Here is a 24,131-nt window from a genome sequence, read left to right on the forward strand (position 1 = left end):
ATTCTGGATCGTCAAAATCTTCTGGAAGATTTTGCCGCTGCAAATCCTTCTAGAAGGATTTGGCTACGGAAGGATGGCGAGCCAGAGCCAGATCGTCAGGATCGAAAGGGCGGTACCGATCAGGACACCCGAGGCGGCCACCCGCCTTGCCCGGCCATACATGTCGGCGAAGATGTAGGTGTTGATCCCCGGCGCCATCGCCGCGGTCAGCACGGCTGACCGGAATGCCGCTTGGTCGAGGTCAGTCGCCGTGCCCAGCCCCCAGACGATCGCGGGGTGCAGGATCAGGCTGACCGCGCAGACGCCGAGGATCAGCCGCAGGTCGCCTTCGGGCTTGTAGCGGTAGAGCACACCGCCGAGGCCGAAAAGCGCCGCGGGCAGCGCGGCCCGCGCCATGAGGTCGAGCGCGTCGCCGACGGGCTCCGGCACGGGCAGGCCTGTGAGGTTGACGATCAGGCCGAGGGTGATGCCGATGATCAGGGCGTTGGAGAACATCGCCTTGAAGACCTTCGCAGGCAGATGCCGCGCGGGGGTGCCGCGGGCGCGCACGATCTCCATCACCGTGATGCCAAGGCCGTAACAGAAGGGCGAATGGACGGCGATGATGGCATAGTTCGCTTCGAGCGCGTCCACGCCGTAAGCCCGTTCCGTGATGGGCAGGCCGAGGAGGAGGGAGTTGGAGAAGAGGCAGCAGAAGCCGATCGCCACGCAATCCTCCCACGGGCGCCCGGTCAGCAGGCGGGCGCCGAAGAGACCTGCAAGGAAGCCCGCCGTGGCGCCTGCGTAGAAGCTGCCGAGGAGGGCGAGGTCGAAATTAGCCTGGAGGTCGAGGGTCGAGATGGCGTTGAAGAGCAGGCAGGGGATCGCGAAACCTTGCGTGAACTTCATCAGCCCGTCGACGCCGCTGTTCGAAAACCAGCCCAGGCGGACGGCGCCGTAACCGGCCCCGATCAACAGGAAGACCGGGAGGATGACGAGGGTCAGCGCGGCCATGTCAGGGGGTGCGCCCGTGGTGGCGTCGGACGCCTCCGGCGGAGGTATTTAGGGCGAGATGAGGAGGGGGCGGACGGTATTCAGACGTCATGGGTGATGGTCATGCCGTCATGGGCGGGGCGCACGTTGTCGGGGGTCTCGGCCAAGACCGTCTCGTAATCCAGGTCGATATGCATGTTCGTCAGGATGGCCTCTTTCGGGGCCGCTTTTGCGATCCATTCCAAAGACTTGGCGAGATGCGCATGGGTCGGGTGCGGATCGCGGCGGAGCGCGTCGAGGATCCAGTGATCGAGGTTTTCGAGTGCTTGCCAGCTGTCTTCGGGGATCTCGGCGACATCGGGCAGATAGGCGAGGCCGCCGATGCGGAAACCGAGGGCGTCGATCGAACCGTGGTCGACTTCGAACGGCGTCAGCGGGATCGGGCCGCCGGCACCGTCGATCTCGAACGGGCCTTTGATCGTGTGCAGGTCGAGGATCGGCGGGTAGGGGGAGCCTTCGGGTTGGACGAAGGCGTAGCCGAAGCGGGAGAGAAGCGCGTCCTGCGTGTCTCCGTCGGCCCAGACGGGCAGGCGTTGGCGCATGTTGAAGACGATCATGCGCAGGTCGTCGATCCCGTGGACATGGTCGGCGTGGGAATGGGTGTAGACGACCGCGTCGAGCGTGCCGATGCCCGCATCCAGAAGCTGGGAGCGCAGGTCTGGCGAGGTGTCGATGAGGACGCGGGTGGTGCCGTCGTCGCCTTCCTGTTCGACCAGGAGCGAGCAGCGGCGGCGTTGGTTTTTCGGGTTTTTCGGGTCGCAATCGCCCCAATTGTCGCCGAGGCGGGGGACGCCGCCGGAGGAGCCGCAGCCGAGGATCGTGAAGCGGCGGACGGGCATCAGGCGGCGGCTTTCCAGGCCGCGGCCTTTGGGAAGAGGCGGTCGAAATTGTTCTGCGTCTGGGCGGCGAAGTCCTTGTATTCCATGCCGAAAAGCTCGGCGCCGACGCGGGCTGTGTGGGCTGTGTAAGCCGGTTCGTTGCGCTTGCCGCGATGGGGAGGAGGCGCGAGGTAGGGACTGTCGGTCTCGACCAGGATGCGGGTGAGGGGGGCGGCGGCGAAGATATCGCGCAGCGGCTGAGATTTGGGGAAGGCGGCGATGCCGGACATCGAGAGGTAGAAGTCGAGGTCGAGGGCGGCCTGGGCGAGGGCAGGCCCCGACGAGAAGCAGTGCATCACGCAGGCATAGGGGCCTGCGCGGTGTTCCTCGGTCAGGATGCGGGCCATGTCATCGTCGGCATCGCGGGCGTGGATGATGAGCGGCAGGCCGGTCTGGCGGGCGGCCTCGATATGGATGCGCAGGCTCTGCTGTTGGATCGCCTTGCTGTCGGCCGTGTAGTGGTAGTCGAGTCCGGTTTCGCCGATGCCGACGAATTTTGGGTGGGTCGCCAAGGCCTTGAGCTGATCGACGGTGGCCAGCGGTTCGTCCGCGGCGCTCATCGGGTGGGTGCCGGCGGCGTAGAAGACTTCCGGGTACGTTTCGGCGATTGCGCGGACGTTCGGTTCCTCGCGGAGCTTGGTGCAGATCGTGACCATGCGGGTCACGCCGGCGTCGCGGGCCCGGGCGATGAGCGCGTCGCGCTCGCCCTCGAATTGCGGGAAGTCGAGGTGGCAATGGCTGTCGGTGATGGCGGGCTCGGGCAAGGTGTGTCCTCAGGCGGCGAGACGGGCGACCGTCTGTTCGATCCTGAAGGCCATATCGAGGATCACCTGGGCGGGGTCAAGGTTGACCGCCTGGGCGTGGCGCGCGCGCGCCGAGAGGTCTTCGGCCAGGGTGGCCCAGCGGCGGGCGGCGGTGGCGTCAGGGCTAAGCTTTTGCAGCAAAAGGGATTCCCCTGGTGCGGCCTGGATGGGGGGCGGCCCGGTGAGGCCCGCGCGGGCGAGGCGGGAGACGGCGATTTCGGCCAGGTCGAGGAGGAGGTCGAAGCGCTGGGCGTTCTTGGCGCCGGTGACGCTGTCGGCGAGCTTGAGAAGGGCGGGGCGGTCGATATTCGGGAGGCCGGACAGGAGCTTGATCAGGTCCGCGTAGAGCGCGAGGCCGTCCATGGACAGCAGCCGGATCGCGTCGCCGGCGGAGCCTGCGGAGAGGGCCGAGAGGGCAGGGCTTTCCTCCGCCGGAAAGCCCGCCTGGGTGAGCGTGGCGGCGATGTCGTCCGGGCCGAGCGGGGCCAAGCGGAGGCTTCGACAGCGGGACCGGATCGTCGGCAGCAGGCGGGAGGGCTGGTGGGCGATCAGGAAAAGCGTCGTTTTTTCAGGGGGTTCTTCGAGCAGCTTGAGCAGCGCGTTGGCGGCCTGGTTGGTCATCTCGTCGGCGGCGTCGACGATGACGGCGCGGTGGCCACCATCGGCGGCGGAGAGGCCGAAGAAGGATTTCAGCGCGCGGACCTCATCGACGCCGATCGCCGTCTTGAGGCGCTTGGTCTTCTCGTCGGTCGCGCGGCGGAGGAGGAAGAGGCGCGGATGGCTGCCCGCGCGGAGGAGGCGAAGATCGGGGTGGTCTTCGGGGAGGTCGAGGCCAGTTGTGGTGTCGGAAAAGAAAGTATTTTCAGTGGGTTGAGCGAGGAGAAAGGCGGCGAGCTTCCAGGCGAGCGTGGCCTTGCCGATGCCGCGCGGGCCGGTCAGGAGCCAGCCGTGATGGAGCCGGCCCGTTGCGTGGGCGGCCGTGAACGTGCGTTGCGCGGCATCCTGGCCGAAGAGCTGGTGCGTTTCGCGCGGGTGGGGCGCGCCGGGGATGCGGTCGGGTTCGGGGAGCGCTTCGTCTGACATCCTACCACGGATAGCGCGGTGTTGCGTGGGGCGGAAGGTGGGTGTTGCATCGGGGGTGTTTCGGACGACAATGTTGGGGTCTTTGACCCATCGGACCGGAACGCTCCACCGGAGTGTTTCCGAGGCGGTCCTCAGCCTCCGGCGGGAGTATTTTGGGCCAGATGAAGACGTGGACTCTCTCCGTCCCGGGCGGCGTTAAGGTTAATCGGTGTCGAGGTCTCGGGCCTGATCGGGTTCGGCGAGTGTGTCCCGGGCCCGCTTCCGCCTCCGGCGGGCATATTTGTGGCCAGATGAAGGGTGGCTCTCTCGCTCCGGGCGGGCGTTAAGGTTGATGGGTGTTCAGGTTAATACTTGGGCGGGCGCAATGGTGTGGCGATGGGGTTTGGGAGGATCGGGCTTTGGGTGGGCAGAGGATTGAGTTTGAAGATCATTTTGATGGGGAGGCGCTCGATCCCGCGAAGTGGTTCGCGGCTTATCTGCCGCATTGGAGCGCGTTGAAGCGGACGCGGCCGAATTATCGGATTTCGGACGGGGTGTTGCGGCTTTTCGTGGCGGAGGATCAGGGGCCGTGGTGCCCGGATCTGGATGGGGATGTGAAGGTGTCGAACCTGCAGACCGGGCATTTCTCGGGGCCTTTGGGCAGCGCGCGGGGGCAGCACCGGTTCCGAGAGGGGCTGGTGGTGCGGGAGGAGATCTCTCCGCAGCGGCTTTACGTGCCGCATTTCGGGCGGGTCGAGATGCGGGCGCGGGCGCGGCTGGGGCCGCAGCATCTGGCGGCCTTGTGGCTGATCGGGTTCGAGGAAGTGCCGGAACAGTCGGGGGAGATCACGCTTATGGAGGTCTTCGGGACGGCTGTGGGGCCGGAGGAGACTGAGGTCGTGCAGGGGATCAAGGCGATCACGGATCCCGCGCTGGAAGATGAGCTGAATGAGGTACGGTTGCCGCTGCGGGCCGAGGAGTGGCACGTTTATGGGATGGATTGGACACCGAGCGGGGTGCGGTTCTTTGTCGATGGGGCAGAGACGTTCCGGACCCGGCAGGCGCCGGATTATCCGATGCAACTGATGCTGAATTTCTATGAACTGCCGGGGGAGGACCCGGCGGGGGAGGGCTGGTTCGACGTCGATTATGTGCGGGGGTTTGCGCCGGAAAGCGGTTCTGGCTCAGAGGTTTAGAACGCTTTCCGCGCGGGCTGCGATCTCGGTGGCGACTTGGGCTTCGGGGCGGTTGCCGTCGATCAGGATGCAGCGCTCGGGATGGTCGTGGGCCAGCGCCAGGAAGCCGTGGCGAAGGGTTTCCTGGAAGGGCAGGCCCATCTCCTCGAACCGGTCTTCGCCGGAGCGGCGGGCGAGGCCGCGGGTGAGCGCCTCGGCCGGGTCCATGTCGATGACGAAGGTCAGGTCGGGCTCGCGGGCGATGATGCGGGCGTGCAGGTCGTCGACCACGGCGCGGAGGTCACCGCGGGTTGCGCCCTGGTAGATCCGGGTCGAGTCGGCGAAGCGGTCGCAGACCACCGGGCGGCCTGCGGCGAGTGCGGGTTCTATCGTCTTTTCAAGGTGATCGCGGCGGGCGGCGGTGAAGAGCAGGATTTCGGTTTCCGCCGACCAGCGGGCCGGATCGCCGGTAAGGAGCAGGGCGCGGATTTCCTCCGCGCCGGGCGAGCCGCCGGGTTCGCGGGTCAGGACGGGGTCGAGGCCGCGGGCCTGAAGGTGTTCGGCCAGACGCCGGGCCTGGGTCGATTTGCCGGAGCCGTCGATGCCTTCGAAGGTGATGAGGGGGGCGGGTGTCATCCGGCCTGTTTTGGCCGCGGGGGCGGAAGTGTCAACGCGGTGTTGACGGGCCGGACGTCCGGATATCGGGGTGGCAGCAGGATTTGTGGCGAATCGGCTGTTAACGCGGAGTTTTCAGAGGTTTTGGCCCTGCGGCATCCGGGCGGCATCCGGTCGGCATCACGTCGGAGGGGGACGGCCGGACGGATGGGGTAACGGACCGTACGGTCGGTGCGAGGCGCAACGGCCGGACGACGCATAAGCCGTCACTTATATGGCATCGTCAGATGCCAGTCGACCCCGTCCGGGTCGAACCGGGCGGTCACCGTGCCACCGGTCGCATCGGTCAGAAGACGGCCGGTTACGAGCGAGCCGAAGCCGCTGCCCTGTGGCTTGGTGATGGGCGGCCCGCCCCTTTCCGTCCAGGAGATGGTAAGCGACCGGTCCTCGCCCAGGCCGTCCACGTCCCAGGAGAGGTCGACGCGACCCTCCGGCGTGCTGAGCGATCCGTATTTGAGCGCATTGGTCGTCAGCTCGTAAAAGGCCATCGACAGGGCGAGGGCCTGCCGCGAAGGCACTTCGGCGACGGGCCCCTGCATCGTCACGCGGTCGGGCGCGATGCGCCCGATGACCCCTTCTGCAATCTCGTTGACCAGCGCGCGGTCCCATTTCGCGCCGACAAGTCGTGAATGGGCGTCGGCATAGGCTTCGAGCCGGTGATCGATGGCCTTCCGCGTCTCGTCCGAGACATCGAGCTGCCGCAGGGACAGGCTGACGATGGATTTCATCACCGTGAAGGCGTTCTTTACGCGGTGGTTCAGCTCGGCGATCAGGATGTCCTGCGTGCGGCGCAGGATGACTTCCTCGTCGATGTCGATCAGGGCGACGGCGGCGCCGCTGGGCGCCCCGTTTCCGTAGAAGGCCGGGCGTCCGATGATGCGCATCCAGAACCGGCTTCCGTCACCACGCTGGTAATGGACGTCCATTTCGGCGTGGTCCTCGCCATCCCGGATGACCCGGGCGAGCGGATATTCGTGGCTTTCGACGCGGCGCCCGTCCGCGTGATAGGACACCCATTCGCCGTAGGAGTCGGTATCTTCCGAATGGAGCACCCCGTGGCGCACCATGTCTTCGACGCGGCTGTTGCCGTGGAAGATGCGGCCGTTCTCGTCGGCGAGAACGACGCCGACAGGCACGGTTTCCAATGCTGCCTCGAGGAAACGGAGCCGTTCGAGCCGTGCATCATTCTGCTTGAGCTGTTCGGTAAGTTGGGCGTTTTCAAGATCCAGCTTGTCAATGCGCCGGTTTAGGTCTTCGCGATTCATCTTGCACCAAGGATGTCCTGCGACAACCTATCGTGCGTTCTGCGCCGCGGCACAAGCATTCCGCTGCGGCGCGCTTTGCGCCGCCGGGCGCCGGAGGACCCCGCGCTCAGCTCGCCTCGTCGGGCGCCAGCTCTTCCGCCGCCGCGTCGAGCGCGTCGGTGATGCCGGCCTTCTCAAGCAGCACTGTCGCCGCGCGACGCATGTTGGGCATGAAGCCGCCGCGCGGGATGTCGGCCCCGGCGACAAGCGGATAGCGCGTCTCGGGCAGGCCCTCGAACCGGACGACGAGTTCGGCGAGCGTGTCGCCCGCGGCGATCGGCGCCTCGATCGGACCGGTATAGTCGACGGTCGCCTCCAGGCTGTCCTCCCCCAGCATGGGGGCGAGGATGGTCAGATCCTTGGGCAGGGTCAGGCCGACGGAGGTCTCGGCCCCCATCCAGACGGGGGCCTCGGCGATCTGGGTGCCGGCCGCGCCGACCTCTTTCTCGGCGAATTGACGGAAGGCCCAGCTGACGAGGCGTTCGGATTCCTCGGCACGCTGGGCGGCGGTGTCGAGGCCGGTGACGACGAAGATCACCCGACGCCCGTCCTGTTCGGCGGAACCGGTGAGACCATAGCCTGCCTCGCGCGTATGGCCCGTCTTGAGGCCGTCGACACCGATATTCATGCCCAGCAGCGAGTTGCGATTGCGGGTATTGGCCGGCGCGCGGCCGTCGAAAGCGAACTCGGTTTCGGCGAAGAGGGGGTAGTAGGTCGGGAAATCCTCGATCAGGCGTTCGGCGAGGATCGCGAGGTCGCGCATCGACATGACGTGACCGTCGGCGGGCCAGCCGCTGGAATTCTTGAAGACGCTGTCATCCATGCCCAGCTGCTGGGCCCGGTCGGTCATCATGCGGGCGAAGCCGGCCTCGGTCCCGTCAGGGCTGATCGCCTCGGCCAGCACCACGCAGGCATCGTTACCGGACAGCACGATAATGCCGCGGATCAGATCCTCGACACTGACGCGATCGGTCGTGTCGAGAAACATCGTCGAGCCGCCGAAGCTGGCCGCGTGGGACGAGACCGGCAGCATGTCGTCGGGCGAGAGGCGGCCATCGGCGATCGCCTCGAACGTCATGTAGAGCGTCATGAGCTTGGACATCGACGCGGGCGGCATCGGCTGGTTCGCGTTCTTCGACAGAAGGACGGTGCCGGTGCCCTGGTCGATGACATAGGCCGCGGTCGCGCGGGTTTCGAATGCGTGGGCGGTGGTGGCAAGGGTCGCGAAAGCCAGCCCCAGAAGAAGGCGCGTCTTCATATTCGTCCTCGTGCGGTTGCGCGCCCGGGTTCGGACGCTTTGACCTTAATTTGCCACGATGAAGGCGTCGGTAAAGCCCTCGGACCTCACAGCTGCGAGAAGGCGCGCGCGTTCCTCGGTCGACGACGCCGGACCGACGAGGATCCGGAAGGCATTGCCGCTGGCCACGACGCGGGCCGGCAGATCCTCGGCCGTGAGCCGCGCGGCGGCCGCATCGGCATTGCCGCGGCTGGTCGAGGTGGCGGCCTGGATGAAGGGCCGGTCGAGGGAGGCGGCGGGGGTGGCTGTGGCGCCCGCTTCTGCCGCGTCGATGGCTGCGGCGGCCCCGGCGATCGGGTCGGCCCCGTCGAGCGGCTGGGTCTCGATCGCGCCGGGCGCCTCAAGCCCTTCTGTCGCGGCCTCGGGCGGCGCCTCGACGACGACCTCGACCTGTTCGGTGCGCACGGCGACGACGTTGAGCTCGGTTGGCTGGCCCGCGACGATGCCGAGCGCCTGTGCGGCGTCGGAGGAGACCTGAAGCCGTGGTCCGGGCGCTTCACGCTCGCGCCGGAAAAGGGCGCCGGTGACGTTGATGTCGGTCTGGGTGTTGCGGATGATCACCCGCTCTGGCTCTTCCACGTCGGGATGGGCGACCCAGATACCGCCGAGCGACGGGCGCCCGTCCCACAGCCCCGGTTCGGTGACCGAGAAGATGTCGGGTTTTTCGACGTCCTGTTCGATGACGTTGACCTGTCCGGGGCCTGCGGCGGCCACCGCCGCGCTGTCGTCGGAGCTGTTGCCGCCGCCACCGCCAAGATTGAAGCCATCTTCGCATCCGGAAAGCGCGATCAGAGCGATCGCCGCGGGAAAGAGCCTGCTAACGGTCATGGATTGTCCGTCCCTTTGCCTGTCTGGGGCAGTGTGCCCCGCTTATCTGGGGACGTTGCCCCGCTGCCGCCGATCCGGTCTGAGGCCGGATTTCGACGCAGTTTAACGCTACCGGGCCGTCGTGGGAAGCCTGCCGGTTCCCTGGTCGGCGATTTTCCGGACGGCTTGCGGAGCGCGCCCCGGCGCCGTATCTGCGGAGACGACCGGAGGAGTGGCAGAGTGGTCGAATGCGGCGGTCTTGAAAACCGTTGACCGTTAACGCGGTCCGTGGGTTCGAATCCCACCTCCTCCGCCATCTTTGGATGTCATGAGGCTATCGTCGATATCGTGGATTAGCTTTTTGCCCTTGTTCTCAGGAGGTAGAGCTGATTCGTGATTATCTTTCTTTCGGCCTGCTTGTCGTCGCATTTGTTCAATGGGTGATATGATATGCGGTGTCAGATCGATGACCCTCCATCGTGGAAAACTCACCAAACGGCTTGTTCAGTCTCTGCGCGCGGGACGGCATGGTGATGGCGGCGGGTCAGATCTTGTTGTGACCACTCCGGTGCGCTTCGCTGGATCGTGCGTTTGACGGTTTCGGGGCATAAAAGTCGATACGGTCGGCCTCTTCGTACTGATTACGGGTTGGGAAGCGCGGCTCTAGTTTCCCTTGATGAAGCTCGCGCGCTTGCTTTGGAGTGTCGAAAGAGAGCTCGTCGCGGTGAACCGGGGGGCTCACGACGCAGGTGACACTCATCTTCGAGAGTGTCGCATTGCAGGTCGTTCAAGATCACCGATCGACCTGGTGACCCGTCCCGTTTGAGCACAGTGATCTTGAGTGGAAGACTGGCTTGTTCGAAGGAGAAGGCTCGCTTGAAGCGTCTCCTGGCTGATGCCGAACTCGATAAGGTGATCCTGAAAGAGGCCGCCTCGGGAAACTCTGGTATGGCCCTCCCTGGTGATGTTGCCCAGGCGCTCTTTGCCGCACTTCACATCGGGTTTCACATACATCGGTGGCATCAACCGGACGGTACGACCGAGCGTCGACAGCTCCCGCGCCCGATCGTGGCGCGACGCGCAGGCTTCGACGCCGATACGACAGGGTTCAAGCTGCTCGAAGAACGTGCGCCCCTGACGTCGCCTGAAGGGCCGGTTGAAAGCAGCCTGTCCATCTTCGGCGACGCCAGGACCATGGAAACCGGATCTGGCCAAATCCAGGCCAACGGTCGCAACTTGCATGGGCAGGCTCCTCGCAATCGCAGATTACGACACCTGCCCCATGCCGCATCGCGACACCGGAGAGCGCGAGACATCCACCCAACCTGCTCTCTAACCACGTGAAAAGTCGGTCGCTTCAGCCAATTGCAGACACGGTTGAATTCTGAAGAGTTCAACGATAGCGCTTAGATCATGAAGTGCTTCCTTAAAATCGCTGCTGCATTAAGAACAGGCACGTCAAGGAAATCCTTCGAAAATATCTTAAAAACAATGGCTTATCCCAGGGTCAACGTACCGCTGGCGGGCATGCCTTGGTCGATGACCCGTGTCTCCGGTATGCACGATGGAAGGGATTTAGCCGCAAGGGGTGACGTGTCGGGTCTGTGACCAAGTCATGGAGATATACGGATTCCGGAGCGATCGAGCCGCTTATGGCATGGGATCCGGACTGGCCGTCCCGGACCGTTCCGTCGACGCTGGAACAGGTACTCTCGTTCGACCAAGAACACGTCTATGCCGTGATTGACGCGGCCAAGGTCTTCGGACTTCCGGAACTCCTGCACGCATCCGAGCTTGAGCACGGATGTCTCTACCATGGCCGCGCGAAGGAAGAATGGGGGGACGTAGCACCCTGGCTTGTACGGCTAGACCCGGACCATGGCTTGACGCGCCAGCTTTTCCTGCCCGGCGACGATCGCGCGGCGCTATCCTTTCAGAAGGCCGCGGCGCTTTTCCTGCTGTCAACGGACGGTTTCGACGCGGTGGCGGCCCATCTTCGCCGGTTTACCAAAATGCGGGCGGAAGACGGGCGCGTCCTGATGCTTCGTTTTTATGACCCGGTCACGTTTTCGGACCTGTTGGACGTGATGCCACCGTCACAGGTCGCAGAGCTGCATGGGCCCTTCAAGATCGTCTGTCTCCAGGCGAACGGCACCTGGTCTTGCACAGAGGCCGTACCATGCTGACTCTTTCGAATGAAACGCTTGCCGGCCTGGACGCGCTTCAGATTGACCGCGACGTGCGCAGTATCGCGGATTGGCTCTACAGCAGGTTCGAGCCGTGGTTTCTACAGATCGGGGCAGGATCCCACGACGTCGCCCGTTCGGTACGGCGCATCCAGCAATGGTCGGACGTCAGGGCCCTCAGACGCGATAAGGACATCCGAATGCTGGCGCTCATGAGCCTGACTCAGGGGACATTCTTTCACGCCGACCCGAGGTTTGCGAGGACGCTCGATCGGGCCGTCCGGCGATTTGAGCTTGATCCAGACGCAAGGCTCGACGGTATCTACGCAGCCTTCGAGGGATGGCGCCGGGAGGTCGTGGGCCCGGGCGGCTGGCGCACAGTTGCTGACAGGACCGCAGCGCTCCTGATAGACACAGCTGTTATTGAGACGGCCAATCCCGACGAGATTACCACCCATGTCCTCCCCGCACAGGCCAAATGGACGGGATCGGCTGCTCAGGATCTTTTCCTGAAGTTGGTCGTGGACGAAGGCAGGCACCGGTCGCTGCCCACGCGCCGCCATCACGCCTGCCACATGGCGATATCGACACTCATCGGATATCGCTGGATGACGGACCCCAAACTGACTTGCCTTGCCGGTCTGCTCTCGAACGAAAGCGATCCCGAGGCGATGGCCCAAGGCCTTGCAGGACGACTGACGGAGCATAGCATCTGATGGCACATGACGACCCCTTTGATCCTGATAGCACCGACGGGGCCGCAGGTGACGCAGCGGGTGCCAGTCCACAGCCCGTGGGGCACAGTGTCCATCCTTGCAACAACTGGGTCGACGTCATCGCGCTAGACGAGGTGACCGGCGAACCAATCGCGGACCTGCCCTACAAGGTCTTCGATGTGCCAACCGGTGACGAGGTTGCCTCAGGCACCACCGATGGCTCGGACGTTCCGCAAAGCCACTGCATCGGCGATGAATACACCGAACTGGTGGTGTTTTTTGGAGAAGATGCCGCCATCGACGAAGCTCGCGAAAACATCGAGAGGATGCAGCGCGATCGTCAGCTTGCCGCCCAGCACCAGGCCGAATGGAATGGCATCCCCGCCGGCCTTGCCCGAGAGGAATTCGAGGCGCAGTACGTCGCCTTGATCCGCAGGACGGGCCGCCTTGTCAGCCCCCGGATCGGCATCCTGGAAATGTCGTGGCACGGCTGGGGCGGCATCTTCGATCATATCCTCGGCGGGGCCGAGTACGCGCGGGAGGAATTCTTCCGCCTCAACATTCGCCTTTGTTGGGAGGAGTACCAGCTTGTCACAGGCGGGCGCGATGCCACCCGCGGAGAGGCGTTTGGCGGAGGTATCGGCAACGGTCTGACCTTCGGGTTCGGAGAAGAATTCGCCGCCTACCTCGATAGCGTGATGCTGTCGGACAAGACCTATTCTGAGATCTTGGCTGAGCGTCGCCGCATTCAGGATATCGAGCGGATCTCCCACCCCAACTACTTTCTGACCGGAGAGATCGTCGGCGTCATCCCGACCATCTTCATCCCCGTCGGCGGTGCGGCAGCGGCGGGCGCGCGCACAGCCGCGACGACAACAGGCGCGGTCGTCCGCGGCGCGGCTTACTCCGCAACCGCCGGCTTCACCTTGGGAACGATCGAAGGCTTCGGCAATGCCCGCGGTGGCTTCGTAGAGCGGATGCGTCAGGGCCTGATCGCGGGCACTTTCGCTGCGGTGGGCAGCCTTGTGCTGGCCGGTCTTGGCGTCCTCGTCGTGCGCGGCGTGTCACGCCGTGTCCTTGTCGCCCGCATCGCGACACGACCTCACTGGAGAAGCCCGGCCCAGAAGGACATCGTCGCTTGGATCGGCACCGGCATCCGCAATCACCCGCTCCGCCAGGCCTATGAGGCCGCGGTACCGGACCGTGTCGGCCGCATCGCGGCTGAGCTGACCGCCGATGCCTCCGACGAGGCCGCCGAGCAGATCGCGCGCCGCGCCAGCCAGATGCGCCGAGAGATCGGAGAGGAGTTCAAGGACGTCACTCCCAGCCCACTGATCGACTACATTCGCGAGGTGAACATAGCCCGCTATGACGACCCTCTCGGGCCGACATTCGACCGCTTGCTTCGGGACAAGCTTCAGGCAGGTATGACGCGGCGCGAAGCTTACGAATCCATCATCGCTGGCGCACAGAGGCCGAACCCGGATGTCGACCGGCTGCTTGCCGGCTTTGACCAGTGGCTCTCCGGCAAACCGCCGGAATTCATCGCAGAGCACTGGGAGCGCCTTGCCCCCCAATTCGCGGATGATGCGAGCGCGCTGCGTGACTTGATGAGGAGAACCGGACAATGACGATACGTGTGCTCGGCGGGCGACCGGAAGACCGGGATCATGCACTCTACGATGATGAGACTGGTCAGTTCGAACGCCGGAAGGGTTTGGCTCCGCTGGATGACCTCCGAGGTGGCTTCACCGAGCTCTCCGAGGGGGATTTCTGGGGCGTTTTCCGGCGCGACGACGACAGCAAGGTCTATTTTCGCAATGACCGCATGTACGCGGACGATCCCGATCGTTTCCTCGTCTTCGTGGATATCCTAGGGCCGACACAGGCCCGCGCCCACTACGTGTTGGACGGGGAAATCGTCGAGCAGGCCGTCTACACCAGGGTCACCGGGATCGGGGTCAATCCCTTCGATGCCTTTGAAGAGGACGTCGACAAGCTGATGTTATTCTCCAAACAGCATGAGCCGCGCCGGGTAAGGTGGCCCGATCTTTTTTCGCAGGAACTCTGAGCGAGGATCGGATTGGCCTGCTATCTAATGCGGCCGCAGCGCACTCTATCGCGCCGTGACGTTCGATCGTCGATGTCATTACCCGCTCCTGCCGCTTTACCCTGGGTAATGTGCCGCCATCTCCATCGGCAAAGACGCAAGACAGTTTGATTGGATGGCGCGAAAATCTTCTGTCAAAAGGGGGGCACGGTCTGAACTGCTGCGCAAACGCGGACAGGAGGACAGGCGTCTCAGCCTAAGGATATCCGTCAGATTGGACTGGCGTGAACCTATGTTGGGTTTGATGAGTTCGCGTTCGTTGCGTGACATGCACTCACCGCAGGAAGTCCACAACTTCAAGAGAATGACTTTGCAAAGGGCGACGGTTGAGACGCTTGCAAAGGTGGCAATTGGCGTCGTCGGCAAACCGTCAGTTTCGAGTTGATCATCCGAGATCGCGTCGACGGCTTGCGAACTTGTGGTGTTCTGAAAGGATCCTAAAGCCTTCTTCGCGCGTCGGTACGGAGCACAGAGCGACGAGTATAGGCAGTTGACAGACACGAACCGTATGCCTCTTTCCGGGCGACAAAGCCAAAGGTATTCGTTGCAGCGATATCGCAGGCCGATGAGGCGGATTGGCATCTACAATGCCAACGCGCATGATGGCAGCGACACATCCAGTCAGGCCAAGTCCCCCGTCGTCATTCTCCCTTGTTCACAGATTTCCTGTGATCCTATCAAGAGCTCGGCCTTTGATCAGGAAGAGCCCAGTTACACATGCCCTGGGCCGCGAGTGACGCCCCCTTCCGTCCTGCTCTGCTCGGGCGTTTCACGGCTTGCGGGGTCGGCGTTGCCCTTAATTTCCAAGGTCGTTGCGTTGTATCGCGTGCATGATTATGCCTTTTCGGCAACCGAGACGGTATCAGTCAAGCAATGTCGTTCACGCTCAAGCAGGCCAAGTACTTTGTCGGCGTGGCAGAGCATGGCTCTTTCAGTCGTGCCGCCGCGGAGCTGGCGATTTCTCAGAGCACGCTGACTGAAGCCGTAAAGGACCTGGAAGGGCATTTGGGGCTCAAGCTCTTTGAGCGCCGGAGACGCGGGGTGGAGATGACCCATCACGGACATGTCTTCATCCGTCATGCTAAAGCCATTCTGGCAGAGATCTCCAATGCCGAGATGAGTCTTGCCGAGGAGCGCGGGACTGTGGCGGGGAGCTTGAACATCGGTGTCACCTCGCTGACTTCAGGTTACGTCCTGTCGGACCTTTTGTCGCGATTTCGCAGGGCGCAGCCCGACATTGACGTCAGTGCGCTGGAAGACAGCGCGGAATATCTTGAACACCTGCTCATTGGCGGGGAATTGGATGTTGCCGTCATGCTCATTGACCGGTTGCGAAACCCGGCGGCCTTGCATTCTGAGCTTTTGGCAGTCTCACCCTATCGATTGTGGTTGCCTCTGGGCCATCCGCTTTCCGCGCTTGAGAGCATCTCGCTTGAAGATCTTGCAGCTGAACCTCAAATCGTTCTCGACGTAGACGAGATGCAGGACGAAGCCGCGCGGCTGATTTCCAGCTTTCCAGTCAAGCCTCGCGTTGCGTTTCGTACACGATCGGTCGAGGCTGTCAGATCACTCGTGGCAAGCGGGGCTGGCGTCTCGTTCTTGCCGGATCTGGTCTATCGTCCTTGGTCGCTGGAAGGCGATCGGATCGACAGCCGGGATGTTTCAGCCAAGTTACCGGTCATCCAGGTCGGGTTGGTTTGGCGGCGCGGGGCCAGTGTGTCCGATGCCACGCGCATGTTCCTGTCTGTGGCACAAAGTTTTCACGCGCCGCGCCTCCGTTAATTCGGAAAATCCGATATCATGGCTCAAAACTTTGAATTTGCCTGAATTTTGCGGCTTCTTCATGCTCTCATCAACAACAACGTGAATCGTAAAACGGGGAGCCTCACCTTGAAAAATTTCTTGAAATCCACTGCCGTTGGCTGTGTCGCAGTCTCGGTCATGGTACAGCCGTTGGCCGCGGAGATGGTCATGGAGTTGGGTGACGGCGAGGGACAGTTGAACATCGTAGCCTGGCCTGGCTATATCGAGCGCGGCGAGACGACGGCCGAATTTGACTGGGTCACAGGCTTTGAAGAGGCCACGGGCTGTAGGGTCAACGTCAAGACCGCGAACACGTCCGACGAGATGGTTGCTCTGATGAACGAGGGCGGTTTTGACCTCGTGACGGCCTCTGGCGATGCCTCTTTGCGGATGGTCGCAGGTAACCGGGTTCAGCCGATCAACACGTCGCTGATCCCCAGCTGGGACACCATTGACGACCGTCTTAAAGAGGCGCCCTGGCATTTCGTCGATGGCCAGCATTTCGGTACACCCTATATGTGGGGACCGAACATCCTGATGTACAACACCGAGATTTTCGGTGACAGCCCGCCCACCTCGTGGAACGTGGTGTTCGAGGAGATGACGCTGCCAGACGGCGAAAGCAATGTGGGTCGGGTCCAGGCCTATGACGGGCCAATACATATCGCAGATGCAGCGCTTTATCTGATGACGCACCAGCCTGAGCTTGGGATTAGGTCACCTTATGAACTGAACCAGGATCAGTATAACGCCGCGCTGGATCTCTTGCGGGTGCAGCGTACGCTGGTCAGCCGTTACTGGCACGACGCGTTCATCCAGATCGACGACTTCAAGAATGAGGGCATGGCTGCGTCTGGATCCTGGCCGTTCCAGCGCAACCTGCTGCAGGGCGACGGCGCACCGATTGACAGCGTCTTTCCCAAAGAGGGCGTGACCGGCTGGGCCGACACCACGATGATGCATGTGGACAGTGAAAACCCGAACTGTGCCTACATGTGGATGGAGCATACGCTCTCGTCGAACCTGATGTCCGACCTTTCGGTCTGGTTCGGTGCAAACCCGGCGGTTCCTGCCGCCTGCACCGACGGGCGCGGGATGCAGACCGCCGAGGGCTGCACCGCCAATGGTTTCGACAATTTCGACCAGGTGCGGTTTTGGACCACGCCCGTGACCAGTTGCGAAAGCCAGGATGAGTGTGTGCCTTACTATCGTTGGGTATCCGACTACATCGGCGTGATCGGTGGACGGTAACGCCTTCGACACTTTGCGCGGCACACCATCCACCGCGCAAACCCCGAGGCAGGACATGACAGCAGCAATCAGTTTTTCAGGCGTATCGCGCCACTTTGGGGATGTCCGCGCTGTGGATGATGTGTACCTGGAGATCGGCGCAGGCGAGTTCTTTGCCTTTCTAGGTCCCTCAGGGTCTGGAAAGACAACATGCCTGCGTCTGATCGCGGGGTTCGAGCAACCCACTTATGGAACGCTCTCGATATTTGGCGAAGAGGCGACCCAGACACCGCCCTACCGCCGCCCCGTGAACACCGTTTTTCAAGACTACGCCCTGTTTCCTCATCTGAACGTGCGGGACAATGTTGCCTACGGCCTGATGATCCGCGGCGACAGCAAGGCCGCCCGCCGGTCCGTGGCGGATGAGGCCCTGGGCCTGGTGGCGCTGGACGGCTTTGGGGACCGTAAGCCATCAGAGTTGTCCGGCGGCCAAAGGCAGCGCGTGGCGCTGGCCCGGGCGCTGGTGATGCAGCCCAAAGTGCTGCTATTGGATGAGCCTTTGGGCGCGCTCGATCTAAAGCTGCGGGAACAGATGCAGGACGAGTTGAAGACGCTGCAACGCCAGCTTGGCATCGCCTTTGTCTTCGTGACCCATGATCAGGGCGAGGCGCTTTCCATGGCCGACCGGGTAGCCGTCTTCAACGACGGCCGTATTCAGCAGGTCGGCAGCCCCGAGGACATCTATGACCGGCCCGAAACGCCGTTTGTGGCCGATTTTGTGGGCGCGTCGAATGTTCTGCCCGCGCATCTTGTTGCGCGGCTGACCGGACAAAGCGCCCCAGCCAGTCTGCGCCCCGAGGCTATCAGGATCGGTGATGGCCCCCTGTCCGGCCGGGTCACCGGGCAGGCTTTCCTTGGTTCGGCCACGCGGATCGAGGTGGAATGCGATGAGATCACACTCAAGGTGTTGCTTCCCAAAGGCACATTTGTGCCTGAACCGAACGCCACCGTATCGCTGACTTGGGATCCGGCTGCGCTGCACATCATGGAAGCCGCCTATGGGTGAGGCTGCGCGCTCTCCTGTGTCGGATGCATTGTGGCGGCGTCCCAACCTGCTTCTGCTGCTGCTGGTCACGCCGCCTCTTCTGTGGTTGGGGATCGTTTACCTTGGCTCGCTGTTTGCGTTGCTGGCGCAAAGCTTTTTCTCAATCGACGAGTTCTCTGGACTCATCAATTACGAATTCACGCTCAAGACCTATGGCGAGCTGCTGCGGGCGTCGAACCTCGACATCCTTCTACGCACCGTGGCGATGGCGAGCGCGGTCACGATCGCGGCGGCCATCGTCGCCTTCCCCATCGCCTATTACGCCGCGCGATACGCCCGCGGAAAGTGGAAGGCGGTGTTCTACCTTGGCGTGATGCTGCCTCTTTGGTCCAGCTACCTTGTAAAAGTCTACTCCTGGAAGCTGATCCTCGCCAAAGAGGGCATTCTGAACTGGATGTTCGAGACCCTGCATCTTGCCTGGGTGCTGGAGGCCTATCTTGCAATTCCGGTCATTGGCGGCAATTCCCTGTCGGTCAGTTGGACGGGCACGTTCCTTGTCTTCCTCTATGTCTGGCTGCCCTTCATGATCCTGCCGGTTCAGGCGTCGCTGGAACGGGTCCCGCCGTCGATGCTGGAGGCGTCCGGCGACCTTGGCGCGCGTCCCGCTAAGACCTTGCGCCACGTGATTTTGCCGCTGGCTCTGCCGGGGATCATTGCGGGGTCGATCTTTACCTTTTCGCTGACCATGGGGGACTACATTATCCCACAGATTGTCGGCACGTCGGCCCGAATGATCGGTCAGGCCGTGTACCAGTTCCAGGGCACCGCCGGAAACATCCCGCTTGCGGCTGCGTTTGCAGTGGTCCCGATCCTGGTGATGGGCATCTACCTGACGCTCGCCAAACGCGCGGGGGCCTTCGATGCACTCTAGAGCAAGTCTGGGGTTGAAGGTCGCGGCCATCGGAGGGCTGCTGTTCCTCCACTTGCCGATTCTTCTGATTTTCATCTACGCGTTCACGACCGAGGACAAGTCCTATCAGTGGCCGCCCCCGGGGCTCACCTTGAAGTGGTTCGAAGTCACCTGGAACCGCCCCGATGTCTGGGAGGCGTTTGGCCTCAGCCTGCGGGTGGCCTCTATTTCAACGGTCATCGCCATCGTGTTGGGTACCCTCTGCGCTGCAGCCGTGGCCCGATCAAGGTTCTTTGGACGCGAGACGATCTCCCTTTTGGTCATCTTGCCGATTGCTTTGCCTGGGATCATCACGGGCATCTCGCTGCGGTCGGCCTTCAGCATTGCCGATATCCCCTTCAGCACATGGACCATAATTCTGGGCCACGCGACCTTCTGCATCGTCGTCGTATACAACAATGCAGTGGCGCGGTTCCGGCGCACTTCGTCCAGCCTGATCGAGGCGTCCATGGACCTTGGCGCGACTTATTGGCAGACCCTGCGCTTCGTCATCATGCCCAACATCGCAACGGCCTTGCTGGCCGGAGGGATGCTCGCTTTTGCGCTTAGTTTTGACGAAGTGATCGTCACGACCTTCACCGCGGGCCAGCAACAGACCCTGCCGATCTGGATGCTCGAAGAACTGGTGCGCCCACGCCAGCGCCCGGTCACAAACGTGGTGGCAATGGTCGTGGTCATCGTCACATTCCTGCCGATCCTCGGCGCCTATTACCTGACCCGTGGCACCGAAACGGTGGCAGGTCAGGGCAAGTAATCAGCCTCAGGGAGAAACCTCATGCAAACAGAAATGCTGATCGGAAATGCCTTTGAGGCCGGAACAGAGACAGAAGAAACCGTCCTGAACCCACGCACTGGCGAGACGATCCTGAAAATGCCAGAGGCAAACCCCGACCAGATCGACCGCGCCGTGTCGGCAGCCCGGTCTGCCTTCCCCGGATGGGCCAAGACCACCCCCGCAGAACGCTCCGGCCTGCTTTTGCAGATTGCAGATGCAGTGGAGGCCGACCTGGAACACCTTGCGGCACTTGAAGCCCTGAATTGCGGCAAGCCCATCAACGAGGTGAGGAACGAGGAAATCCCCGCCGTGGCCGACTGCTTCCGCTACTTTGCAGGCGCTGTGCGCAACATGCACGGGCCGGTGGCGGGAAGCTACATGGACGGGCATACGTCGATGATCCGCCGCGACCCCATCGGCGTGGTGGCCTCCATCGCGCCTTGGAATTACCCAATCATGATGATGGCATGGAAGCTGGCCCCGGCGCTTGCCGGTGGCAACACGGTGGTGATGAAACCCTCCGAACAGACGCCGCTGACCGCGCTGGCCTTCGCCAAGATATTGTCGGGTATCCTGCCTGAAGGGGTCGTGAATGTGATCACCGGGCACGGCAGCTCGGTCGGTAATGCGCTGGTGAACCATCAAGGCGTCGACATGATCTCGATCACCGGTGATGTGGCGACTGGCAAGAAGGTGCTGATGGCGGCGTCAAAAGGCGTAAAACGCACCCATCTTGAACTTGGCGGCAAGGCTCCTGTCATCGTCTATGGCGATGCTGATCTGGCGCGCACGATCAATGGGCTCAAAGCGTTTGGCTACTACAATTCCGGTCAGGATTGCACTGCCGCCTGCCGGGTCTATGCCCATGCCGATATCTACGACAAGTTCGTCACCGACCTTTCTGCCGCCGCTGCCAGCATCGTCTATGACAATGCTGACGACACACTCAATGAGATACCGCCATTGATTTCGCCCCGCCAACTCGACCGGGTGGCCAGCTTCGTCGAACGTGCCGCCGAGCAGTCGCATATCGAAGTGGTGACCGGTGGGACACAGGCGGAGGGTCACGGGTTCTATTATACACCGACCGTTGTCGCAGGAGCATTGCAGCACGACGAGATCGTGCAGCGCGAAGTCTTCGGACCCGTTGTTTCCGTTACCCGGTTTACCGATGACGATCCGGTCATCGACTGGGCCAACGACAGCCCATATGGCCTGGCCAGTTCGGTCTGGACCGGAGATATTGGCCGCGCGATGGAAACCTCCGCCGCACTTCAATACGGGTGCACTTGGGTGAACACGCATTTCATGCTGGTCAACGAGATGCCGCATGGGGGTCTGAAACAATCGGGCTATGGCAAGGACATGTCGATGTATGCGCTCGAGGACTACACAGCGGTGCGTCACGTGATGATTGCCCATTGAGGTTATCGTCAGACACTAAAGGGTCGCGGCAGTCCGAGCATGTCGGAGGTCGGACGGCCGCTTTGTCCGTGGTGCGGTCCTTCGACTCCGTCAGATGCTAAGCTTTCTCTGAGAGTCTGCTCGAGGCAAGCTGCAACGCGGCGTTTAGCTGTTTCGCAGATAGCCAGTCTGGGCCTGCATCTTCAAGTAAGAGCCCCTTCCGTGCATAGGATAAACACTGTTTCGATATAGTGCGATCATGTACTGGCCAGCCGCTCTCAGATATCGATAGCTCATAGAGCGCAAATCTAGCTGTCCGGTTTCGAAGTTATCGGTACCTGGACACGTTGGCCTCCATGAAGCCATGTCATGATATGACCTGCTTCCACCAATCGTCGATTTCACTCACCGAAACACGTTCGGATAGCCCAATGCCGACGAGTGTCGGGTCGGAATGCCCCTTCGAGATACTGACCTCGATTTGCTGACCCACAACTTGCACATCCCTGCACGTGCCGTTCCGGTCCATGACGCTTCCCTTCAGGCGGAACAGGCCGGCCGGCCGGCGCGCTAGATCGGTGGGCAAAAGGTCCGCATCCACGCCGATCGCGTTTCGGCGGCACCACGACGTATAAGCCGGATGCGGTGACGTTGGTGCGGGGACCTGGTCCATCACGGGTTCGTTGAAAACCAAATGGGCCAAAGCGCCGGTATCCTCGGCAGACAGGACTTCGGATCGCGTCAGCTCATCAAGACCCGGCACCTTTACGCCTCTTTGCGCTTTGGTCACCACGATCAAGTCCGCTTTGACGATCTGTTCGCGCACCTGATCGCCGATCAGCGGATCGGACATCAGGCTCTGGAACTCGAGGCCGTCGACGAGTGTCACGATCCCGGCATATTGCATGTCTGGCTCTGCCAGGGCCGCTTGGGCGATGCGTGCCGGATCGGAGATGCCGCTTGCTTCGATGACGATATGGTCGGGGCGCGGCGCGCGGTCGAGCGCGTCCGCCAAGGCCAGGAACAAGTCCGCCCCCATCGTGCAGCAGACGCATCCGTTGGTAAGCGCGATCGTGTCCTCGTCCCTCGATGCAAGCAGCCGTTCATCAATATTGATCGCCCCGAAGTCGTTGACGAGGATGAGGAGCCTCAGCCCGTGATCGGAGGCGAGCAGGGCATTGATGAGCGTGGTCTTCCCGGCGCCCAGATAGCCCGAGATGACTGTCATGGGCACAGGTTTCATACCAGCTTCACCCGACCACGAAAGACGGTTCCCAGGACTGGGACGTCCTTCAGAGAGGCCGGGTCTATCTCAAGCGGGTTCGAACCGAGCACTGCGAAATCTGCACTTTTGCCGATGGAAATCGAACCAATCTCAGCGTCCAGCTTGAGCGTTCGCGCGGCACCAAGTGTAATGGCATAAAGCGCTTCGGCAACGGAGATGCGCTGCGCGTCCCCCAGCACCCTCCCCGACATGGTTTCCCGGTTGATTGCACACCACGCCGTGAAGAGTGGCCCCATTGGCGTGACAGGCGCGTCCGAGTGGATGGCGACGGTCAATCCTGCGTCGAGCGCGGATCGGACGGCATCCATGCGGTTTGCGCGATCAGGTCCGATCGTCAAGGCGACATGTTGATCGCCGAAGTACCAGAGATGATTGGCAAAGAGGTTCACGCTGATCCCAAGATCGGCACATCGCCGAAACTGTCCGTCATCCATCATCTGTCCATGTTGCAGGACATGCCCGTGATCCGGCCAGGGGGCTTCGCGCATGGCGCTTGCCAAGGCGTCGATCACGATGTCCGAAGCTTCATCTCCGTTGACGTGAATGTGCATCTGTACGCCTGCGGCATGAAGCGCGGCACAGGTCGTGCGGATCTGTTCCGGAGCCATGTTCCAGATACCGTTTGGCTGCCCGCCGACATAACCGGGCCACTTGACCCGCGCGGTCCAGCCTTGGATCGATCCGTCGGTCATCAGCTTCACCGCGCCCAGCCGCACCTTGTCGGTGGATCGCGATTTCAGGGCGAGCGCACGTTCGGCAAGTGCCCCAGGATCGCCTGAGGCAGCCAAGGCGGGAACAATCCGAAGCGGAAAGGTCTCTTCGCCGGTCACAGAAAACATGATGTCGAGGTCTTCGTCTTCGAGGTGCGAAAACAGGTCGGTGACCGTCGTCACCCCCGCGCGCGTCGCAACCTGCGCATAGGACTGGATCGCACTTGCACGTTGAGACAACGCCCGAAAGTCGATGCCGAGGCGCCGCATGATCGGGAACATCGCCGCCATTTCCTGCAACTCACCCGTTGGTGCCCCGTCTGGCCATTTGACGACGCCTTCCGCGAGGGTTGTTTCAGAGTACCCCACCATGTCGAGTGCAACGGAATTCACGCACATCAGGTGGAAGTTGGAAAACAGGATCGCGACGGGCCGCGTGGTGGATACCGTGTCGAGATGGACCCGGCTCAGACGATCCTCCGCCAGGAAGATTGGATCGAACCCCCAACCGATCAGCGGCGCGCCGGCAGGCAGCTTCGCGTCAATATCAGCCAGACGCGCAACCACATCTTCGAGGCTCGGCAAACCCGTCCAAAGACGTCCCTGGGGGTCAATTCGGTCGTGGTATCCGGTGTAGGCAAACTCCCAGATCGCCCCCGCCAGCATATGCGCGTGGCCTTCGACAAACCCGGGCATAAGCACCGCATCAGCAAGCGATGCGTCATGTGTGACGTCACCCCATTGATCCGCACAGGTCGTGTCACCTACGGCCAGAATGCGACCGTCACGCACCGCGACATGGGTGGCGTCGGGCACCGTTGAATCCATGGTAATGATTGTTTTTGCTTGAAAAACCTTGATGTC

21 protein-coding genes, 1 tRNA gene and 1 pseudogene are annotated in these 24,131 nt (G+C 62.4%); 12 read left to right on the forward strand and 11 right to left on the reverse strand.

Going from position 1 to position 24,131, the window contains the following annotated elements; translation table 11 throughout:
* Positions 1-63 precede the first annotated feature (63 nt).
* The 4 genes from AADZ90_RS20790 to AADZ90_RS20805 all read right to left on the reverse strand — a co-directional run bounded on the left by AADZ90_RS20790 (position 64) and on the right by AADZ90_RS20805 (position 3,796).
* A complete protein-coding gene (locus tag AADZ90_RS20790; protein ID WP_367312505.1) occupies positions 64-993 on the reverse strand; it encodes an AEC family transporter in 930 nt (309 codons plus the stop codon).
* Between the two features lie 80 nt (positions 994-1,073).
* Positions 1,074-1,871 (reverse strand): MBL fold metallo-hydrolase, encoded by a 798-nt coding sequence (locus AADZ90_RS20795; protein WP_367312506.1) that lies wholly within the window; start codon positions 1,869-1,871, stop codon positions 1,074-1,076.
* A complete protein-coding gene (locus AADZ90_RS20800; protein ID WP_367312507.1) occupies positions 1,871-2,674 on the reverse strand; it encodes a TatD family hydrolase in 804 nt (267 codons plus the stop codon). The genes AADZ90_RS20795 and AADZ90_RS20800 overlap by 1 nt, the downstream gene beginning before the upstream one ends.
* A gap of 9 nt (positions 2,675-2,683) precedes the next feature.
* Entirely contained in the window at positions 2,684-3,796 is a 1,113-nt protein-coding gene (locus AADZ90_RS20805; RefSeq protein ID WP_367312508.1) for a DNA polymerase III subunit delta', read from the reverse strand.
* Positions 3,797-4,131: 335 nt separating this feature from the next.
* Between AADZ90_RS20805 and AADZ90_RS20810 the strand changes: the two genes are divergently transcribed.
* The gene (locus AADZ90_RS20810; RefSeq protein WP_367312509.1) at positions 4,132-4,971 is read left to right on the forward strand and encodes a glycoside hydrolase family 16 protein; all 840 of its coding nucleotides are present in this window, start codon (positions 4,132-4,134) and stop codon (positions 4,969-4,971) included.
* Here the strand turns inward: AADZ90_RS20810 and tmk are convergent.
* The 4 genes from tmk to AADZ90_RS20830 all read right to left on the reverse strand — a co-directional run bounded on the left by tmk (position 4,960) and on the right by AADZ90_RS20830 (position 9,054).
* The gene (gene tmk, locus AADZ90_RS20815; RefSeq protein ID WP_367312510.1) at positions 4,960-5,586 is read right to left on the reverse strand and encodes a dTMP kinase; all 627 of its coding nucleotides are present in this window, start codon (positions 5,584-5,586) and stop codon (positions 4,960-4,962) included. The genes AADZ90_RS20810 and tmk overlap by 12 nt on opposite strands.
* A 245-nt stretch (positions 5,587-5,831) precedes the next feature.
* Positions 5,832-6,890 carry an HWE histidine kinase domain-containing protein gene (locus AADZ90_RS20820; protein ID WP_367312511.1) on the reverse strand — a complete coding sequence of 353 codons (1,059 nt, stop codon included), beginning with the start codon at positions 6,888-6,890 and terminating at the stop codon, positions 5,832-5,834.
* 106 nt (positions 6,891-6,996) lie between these two features.
* Positions 6,997-8,187 (reverse strand): D-alanyl-D-alanine carboxypeptidase family protein, encoded by a 1,191-nt coding sequence (locus AADZ90_RS20825; RefSeq protein WP_367312512.1) that lies wholly within the window; start codon positions 8,185-8,187, stop codon positions 6,997-6,999.
* A 45-nt stretch (positions 8,188-8,232) separates the two neighbouring features.
* A complete protein-coding gene (locus AADZ90_RS20830; protein ID WP_367312513.1) occupies positions 8,233-9,054 on the reverse strand; it encodes an SPOR domain-containing protein in 822 nt (273 codons plus the stop codon).
* A gap of 205 nt (positions 9,055-9,259) precedes the next feature.
* Between AADZ90_RS20830 and AADZ90_RS20835 the strand changes: the two genes are divergently transcribed.
* Positions 9,260-9,349, forward strand: a tRNA-Ser gene (locus AADZ90_RS20835).
* A 674-nt stretch (positions 9,350-10,023) separates the two neighbouring features.
* On the opposite strand, the pseudogene AADZ90_RS22465 reads toward AADZ90_RS20835, so the two are convergent.
* A pseudogene (locus tag AADZ90_RS22465) lies at positions 10,024-10,275 on the reverse strand (IS110 family transposase); the annotation flags it as partial.
* A 410-nt stretch (positions 10,276-10,685) separates the two neighbouring features.
* Between AADZ90_RS22465 and AADZ90_RS20845 the strand changes: the two are divergent.
* The 10 genes from AADZ90_RS20845 (at position 10,686) to AADZ90_RS20890 (ending at position 21,293) form a co-directional block, all read left to right on the forward strand.
* Positions 10,686-11,219, forward strand: a complete 534-nt coding sequence (locus tag AADZ90_RS20845; RefSeq protein WP_367312514.1) for a DUF4123 domain-containing protein — start codon at positions 10,686-10,688, stop codon at positions 11,217-11,219.
* Positions 11,213-11,935 (forward strand): hypothetical protein, encoded by a 723-nt coding sequence (locus tag AADZ90_RS20850; RefSeq protein ID WP_367312516.1) that lies wholly within the window; start codon positions 11,213-11,215, stop codon positions 11,933-11,935. The genes AADZ90_RS20845 and AADZ90_RS20850 overlap by 7 nt, the downstream gene beginning before the upstream one ends.
* A complete protein-coding gene (locus AADZ90_RS20855; protein WP_367312518.1) occupies positions 11,935-13,566 on the forward strand; it encodes a hypothetical protein in 1,632 nt (543 codons plus the stop codon). Before AADZ90_RS20850 ends, AADZ90_RS20855 begins: the two co-directional genes overlap by 1 nt.
* Positions 13,563-14,006 (forward strand): hypothetical protein, encoded by a 444-nt coding sequence (locus AADZ90_RS20860; protein WP_367312519.1) that lies wholly within the window; start codon positions 13,563-13,565, stop codon positions 14,004-14,006. The genes AADZ90_RS20855 and AADZ90_RS20860 overlap by 4 nt, the downstream gene beginning before the upstream one ends.
* 912 nt (positions 14,007-14,918) lie before the next feature.
* Complete coding sequence (locus tag AADZ90_RS20865; RefSeq protein ID WP_367312520.1) at positions 14,919-15,827, forward strand: LysR family transcriptional regulator; 909 nt, start codon at positions 14,919-14,921, stop codon at positions 15,825-15,827.
* A 189-nt stretch (positions 15,828-16,016) separates the two neighbouring features.
* Positions 16,017-17,099, forward strand: a complete 1,083-nt coding sequence (locus tag AADZ90_RS20870; protein ID WP_411997134.1) for an ABC transporter substrate-binding protein — start codon at positions 16,017-16,019, stop codon at positions 17,097-17,099.
* Positions 17,100-17,211: 112 nt separating this feature from the next.
* A complete protein-coding gene (locus AADZ90_RS20875) occupies positions 17,212-18,144 on the forward strand; it encodes an ABC transporter ATP-binding protein (RefSeq protein WP_411997135.1) in 933 nt (310 codons plus the stop codon).
* Positions 18,137-19,054: an ABC transporter permease gene (locus tag AADZ90_RS20880; protein ID WP_367312523.1), complete on the forward strand. Its 918-nt coding sequence runs from the start codon at positions 18,137-18,139 to the stop codon at positions 19,052-19,054. Before AADZ90_RS20875 ends, AADZ90_RS20880 begins: the two co-directional genes overlap by 8 nt.
* Positions 19,044-19,847 carry an ABC transporter permease gene (locus AADZ90_RS20885; protein ID WP_411997136.1) on the forward strand — a complete coding sequence of 268 codons (804 nt, stop codon included), beginning with the start codon at positions 19,044-19,046 and terminating at the stop codon, positions 19,845-19,847. Before AADZ90_RS20880 ends, AADZ90_RS20885 begins: the two co-directional genes overlap by 11 nt.
* A gap of 21 nt (positions 19,848-19,868) precedes the next feature.
* Positions 19,869-21,293 carry a gamma-aminobutyraldehyde dehydrogenase gene (locus tag AADZ90_RS20890; protein ID WP_367312525.1) on the forward strand — a complete coding sequence of 475 codons (1,425 nt, stop codon included), beginning with the start codon at positions 19,869-19,871 and terminating at the stop codon, positions 21,291-21,293.
* Positions 21,294-21,639: 346 nt separating this feature from the next.
* Here the strand turns inward: AADZ90_RS20890 and AADZ90_RS20895 are convergent, their stop codons facing one another.
* Positions 21,640-22,500, reverse strand: a complete 861-nt coding sequence (locus tag AADZ90_RS20895; protein WP_367312526.1) for a CobW family GTP-binding protein — start codon at positions 22,498-22,500, stop codon at positions 21,640-21,642.
* 11 nt (positions 22,501-22,511) lie between these two features.
* The gene (locus AADZ90_RS20900) at positions 22,512-24,083 is read right to left on the reverse strand and encodes an amidohydrolase (protein WP_411997137.1); all 1,572 of its coding nucleotides are present in this window, start codon (positions 24,081-24,083) and stop codon (positions 22,512-22,514) included.
* Positions 24,084-24,131 lie beyond the last annotated feature (48 nt).

The organism is Aestuariibius violaceus (genome assembly GCF_040779325.2).
GTDB lineage: Bacteria > Pseudomonadota > Alphaproteobacteria > Rhodobacterales > Rhodobacteraceae > Aestuariibius > Aestuariibius violaceus.

Excerpts from the sequence above, each read along its gene's own strand:
- AADZ90_RS20790 (WP_367312505.1), bottom strand. The coding sequence starts at position 993 with ATGGCCGCGCTGACCCTCGTCATCCTCCCGGTCTTCCTGTTGATCGGG.
- AADZ90_RS20795 (WP_367312506.1), bottom strand. The coding sequence starts at position 1,871 with ATGCCCGTCCGCCGCTTCACGATCCTCGGCTGCGGCTCCTCCGGCGGC.
- AADZ90_RS20805 (WP_367312508.1), bottom strand. The coding sequence starts at position 3,796 with ATGTCAGACGAAGCGCTCCCCGAACCCGACCGCATCCCCGGCGCGCCC.
- tmk (WP_367312510.1), bottom strand. The coding sequence starts at position 5,586 with ATGACACCCGCCCCCCTCATCACCTTCGAAGGCATCGACGGCTCCGGC.
- AADZ90_RS20820 (WP_367312511.1), bottom strand. The coding sequence starts at position 6,890 with ATGAATCGCGAAGACCTAAACCGGCGCATTGACAAGCTGGATCTTGAA.
- AADZ90_RS20825 (WP_367312512.1), bottom strand. The coding sequence starts at position 8,187 with ATGAAGACGCGCCTTCTTCTGGGGCTGGCTTTCGCGACCCTTGCCACC.
- AADZ90_RS20830 (WP_367312513.1), bottom strand. The coding sequence starts at position 9,054 with ATGACCGTTAGCAGGCTCTTTCCCGCGGCGATCGCTCTGATCGCGCTT.
- AADZ90_RS20845 (WP_367312514.1), top strand. The coding sequence starts at position 10,686 with ATGGCATGGGATCCGGACTGGCCGTCCCGGACCGTTCCGTCGACGCTG.
- AADZ90_RS20850 (WP_367312516.1), top strand. The coding sequence starts at position 11,213 with ATGCTGACTCTTTCGAATGAAACGCTTGCCGGCCTGGACGCGCTTCAG.
- AADZ90_RS20855 (WP_367312518.1), top strand. The coding sequence starts at position 11,935 with ATGGCACATGACGACCCCTTTGATCCTGATAGCACCGACGGGGCCGCA.
- AADZ90_RS20860 (WP_367312519.1), top strand. The coding sequence starts at position 13,563 with ATGACGATACGTGTGCTCGGCGGGCGACCGGAAGACCGGGATCATGCA.
- AADZ90_RS20865 (WP_367312520.1), top strand. The coding sequence starts at position 14,919 with ATGTCGTTCACGCTCAAGCAGGCCAAGTACTTTGTCGGCGTGGCAGAG.
- AADZ90_RS20870 (WP_411997134.1), top strand. The coding sequence starts at position 16,017 with ATGGAGTTGGGTGACGGCGAGGGACAGTTGAACATCGTAGCCTGGCCT.
- AADZ90_RS20880 (WP_367312523.1), top strand. The coding sequence starts at position 18,137 with ATGGGTGAGGCTGCGCGCTCTCCTGTGTCGGATGCATTGTGGCGGCGT.
- AADZ90_RS20885 (WP_411997136.1), top strand. The coding sequence starts at position 19,044 with ATGCACTCTAGAGCAAGTCTGGGGTTGAAGGTCGCGGCCATCGGAGGG.
- AADZ90_RS20890 (WP_367312525.1), top strand. The coding sequence starts at position 19,869 with ATGCAAACAGAAATGCTGATCGGAAATGCCTTTGAGGCCGGAACAGAG.
- AADZ90_RS20895 (WP_367312526.1), bottom strand. The coding sequence starts at position 22,500 with ATGACAGTCATCTCGGGCTATCTGGGCGCCGGGAAGACCACGCTCATC.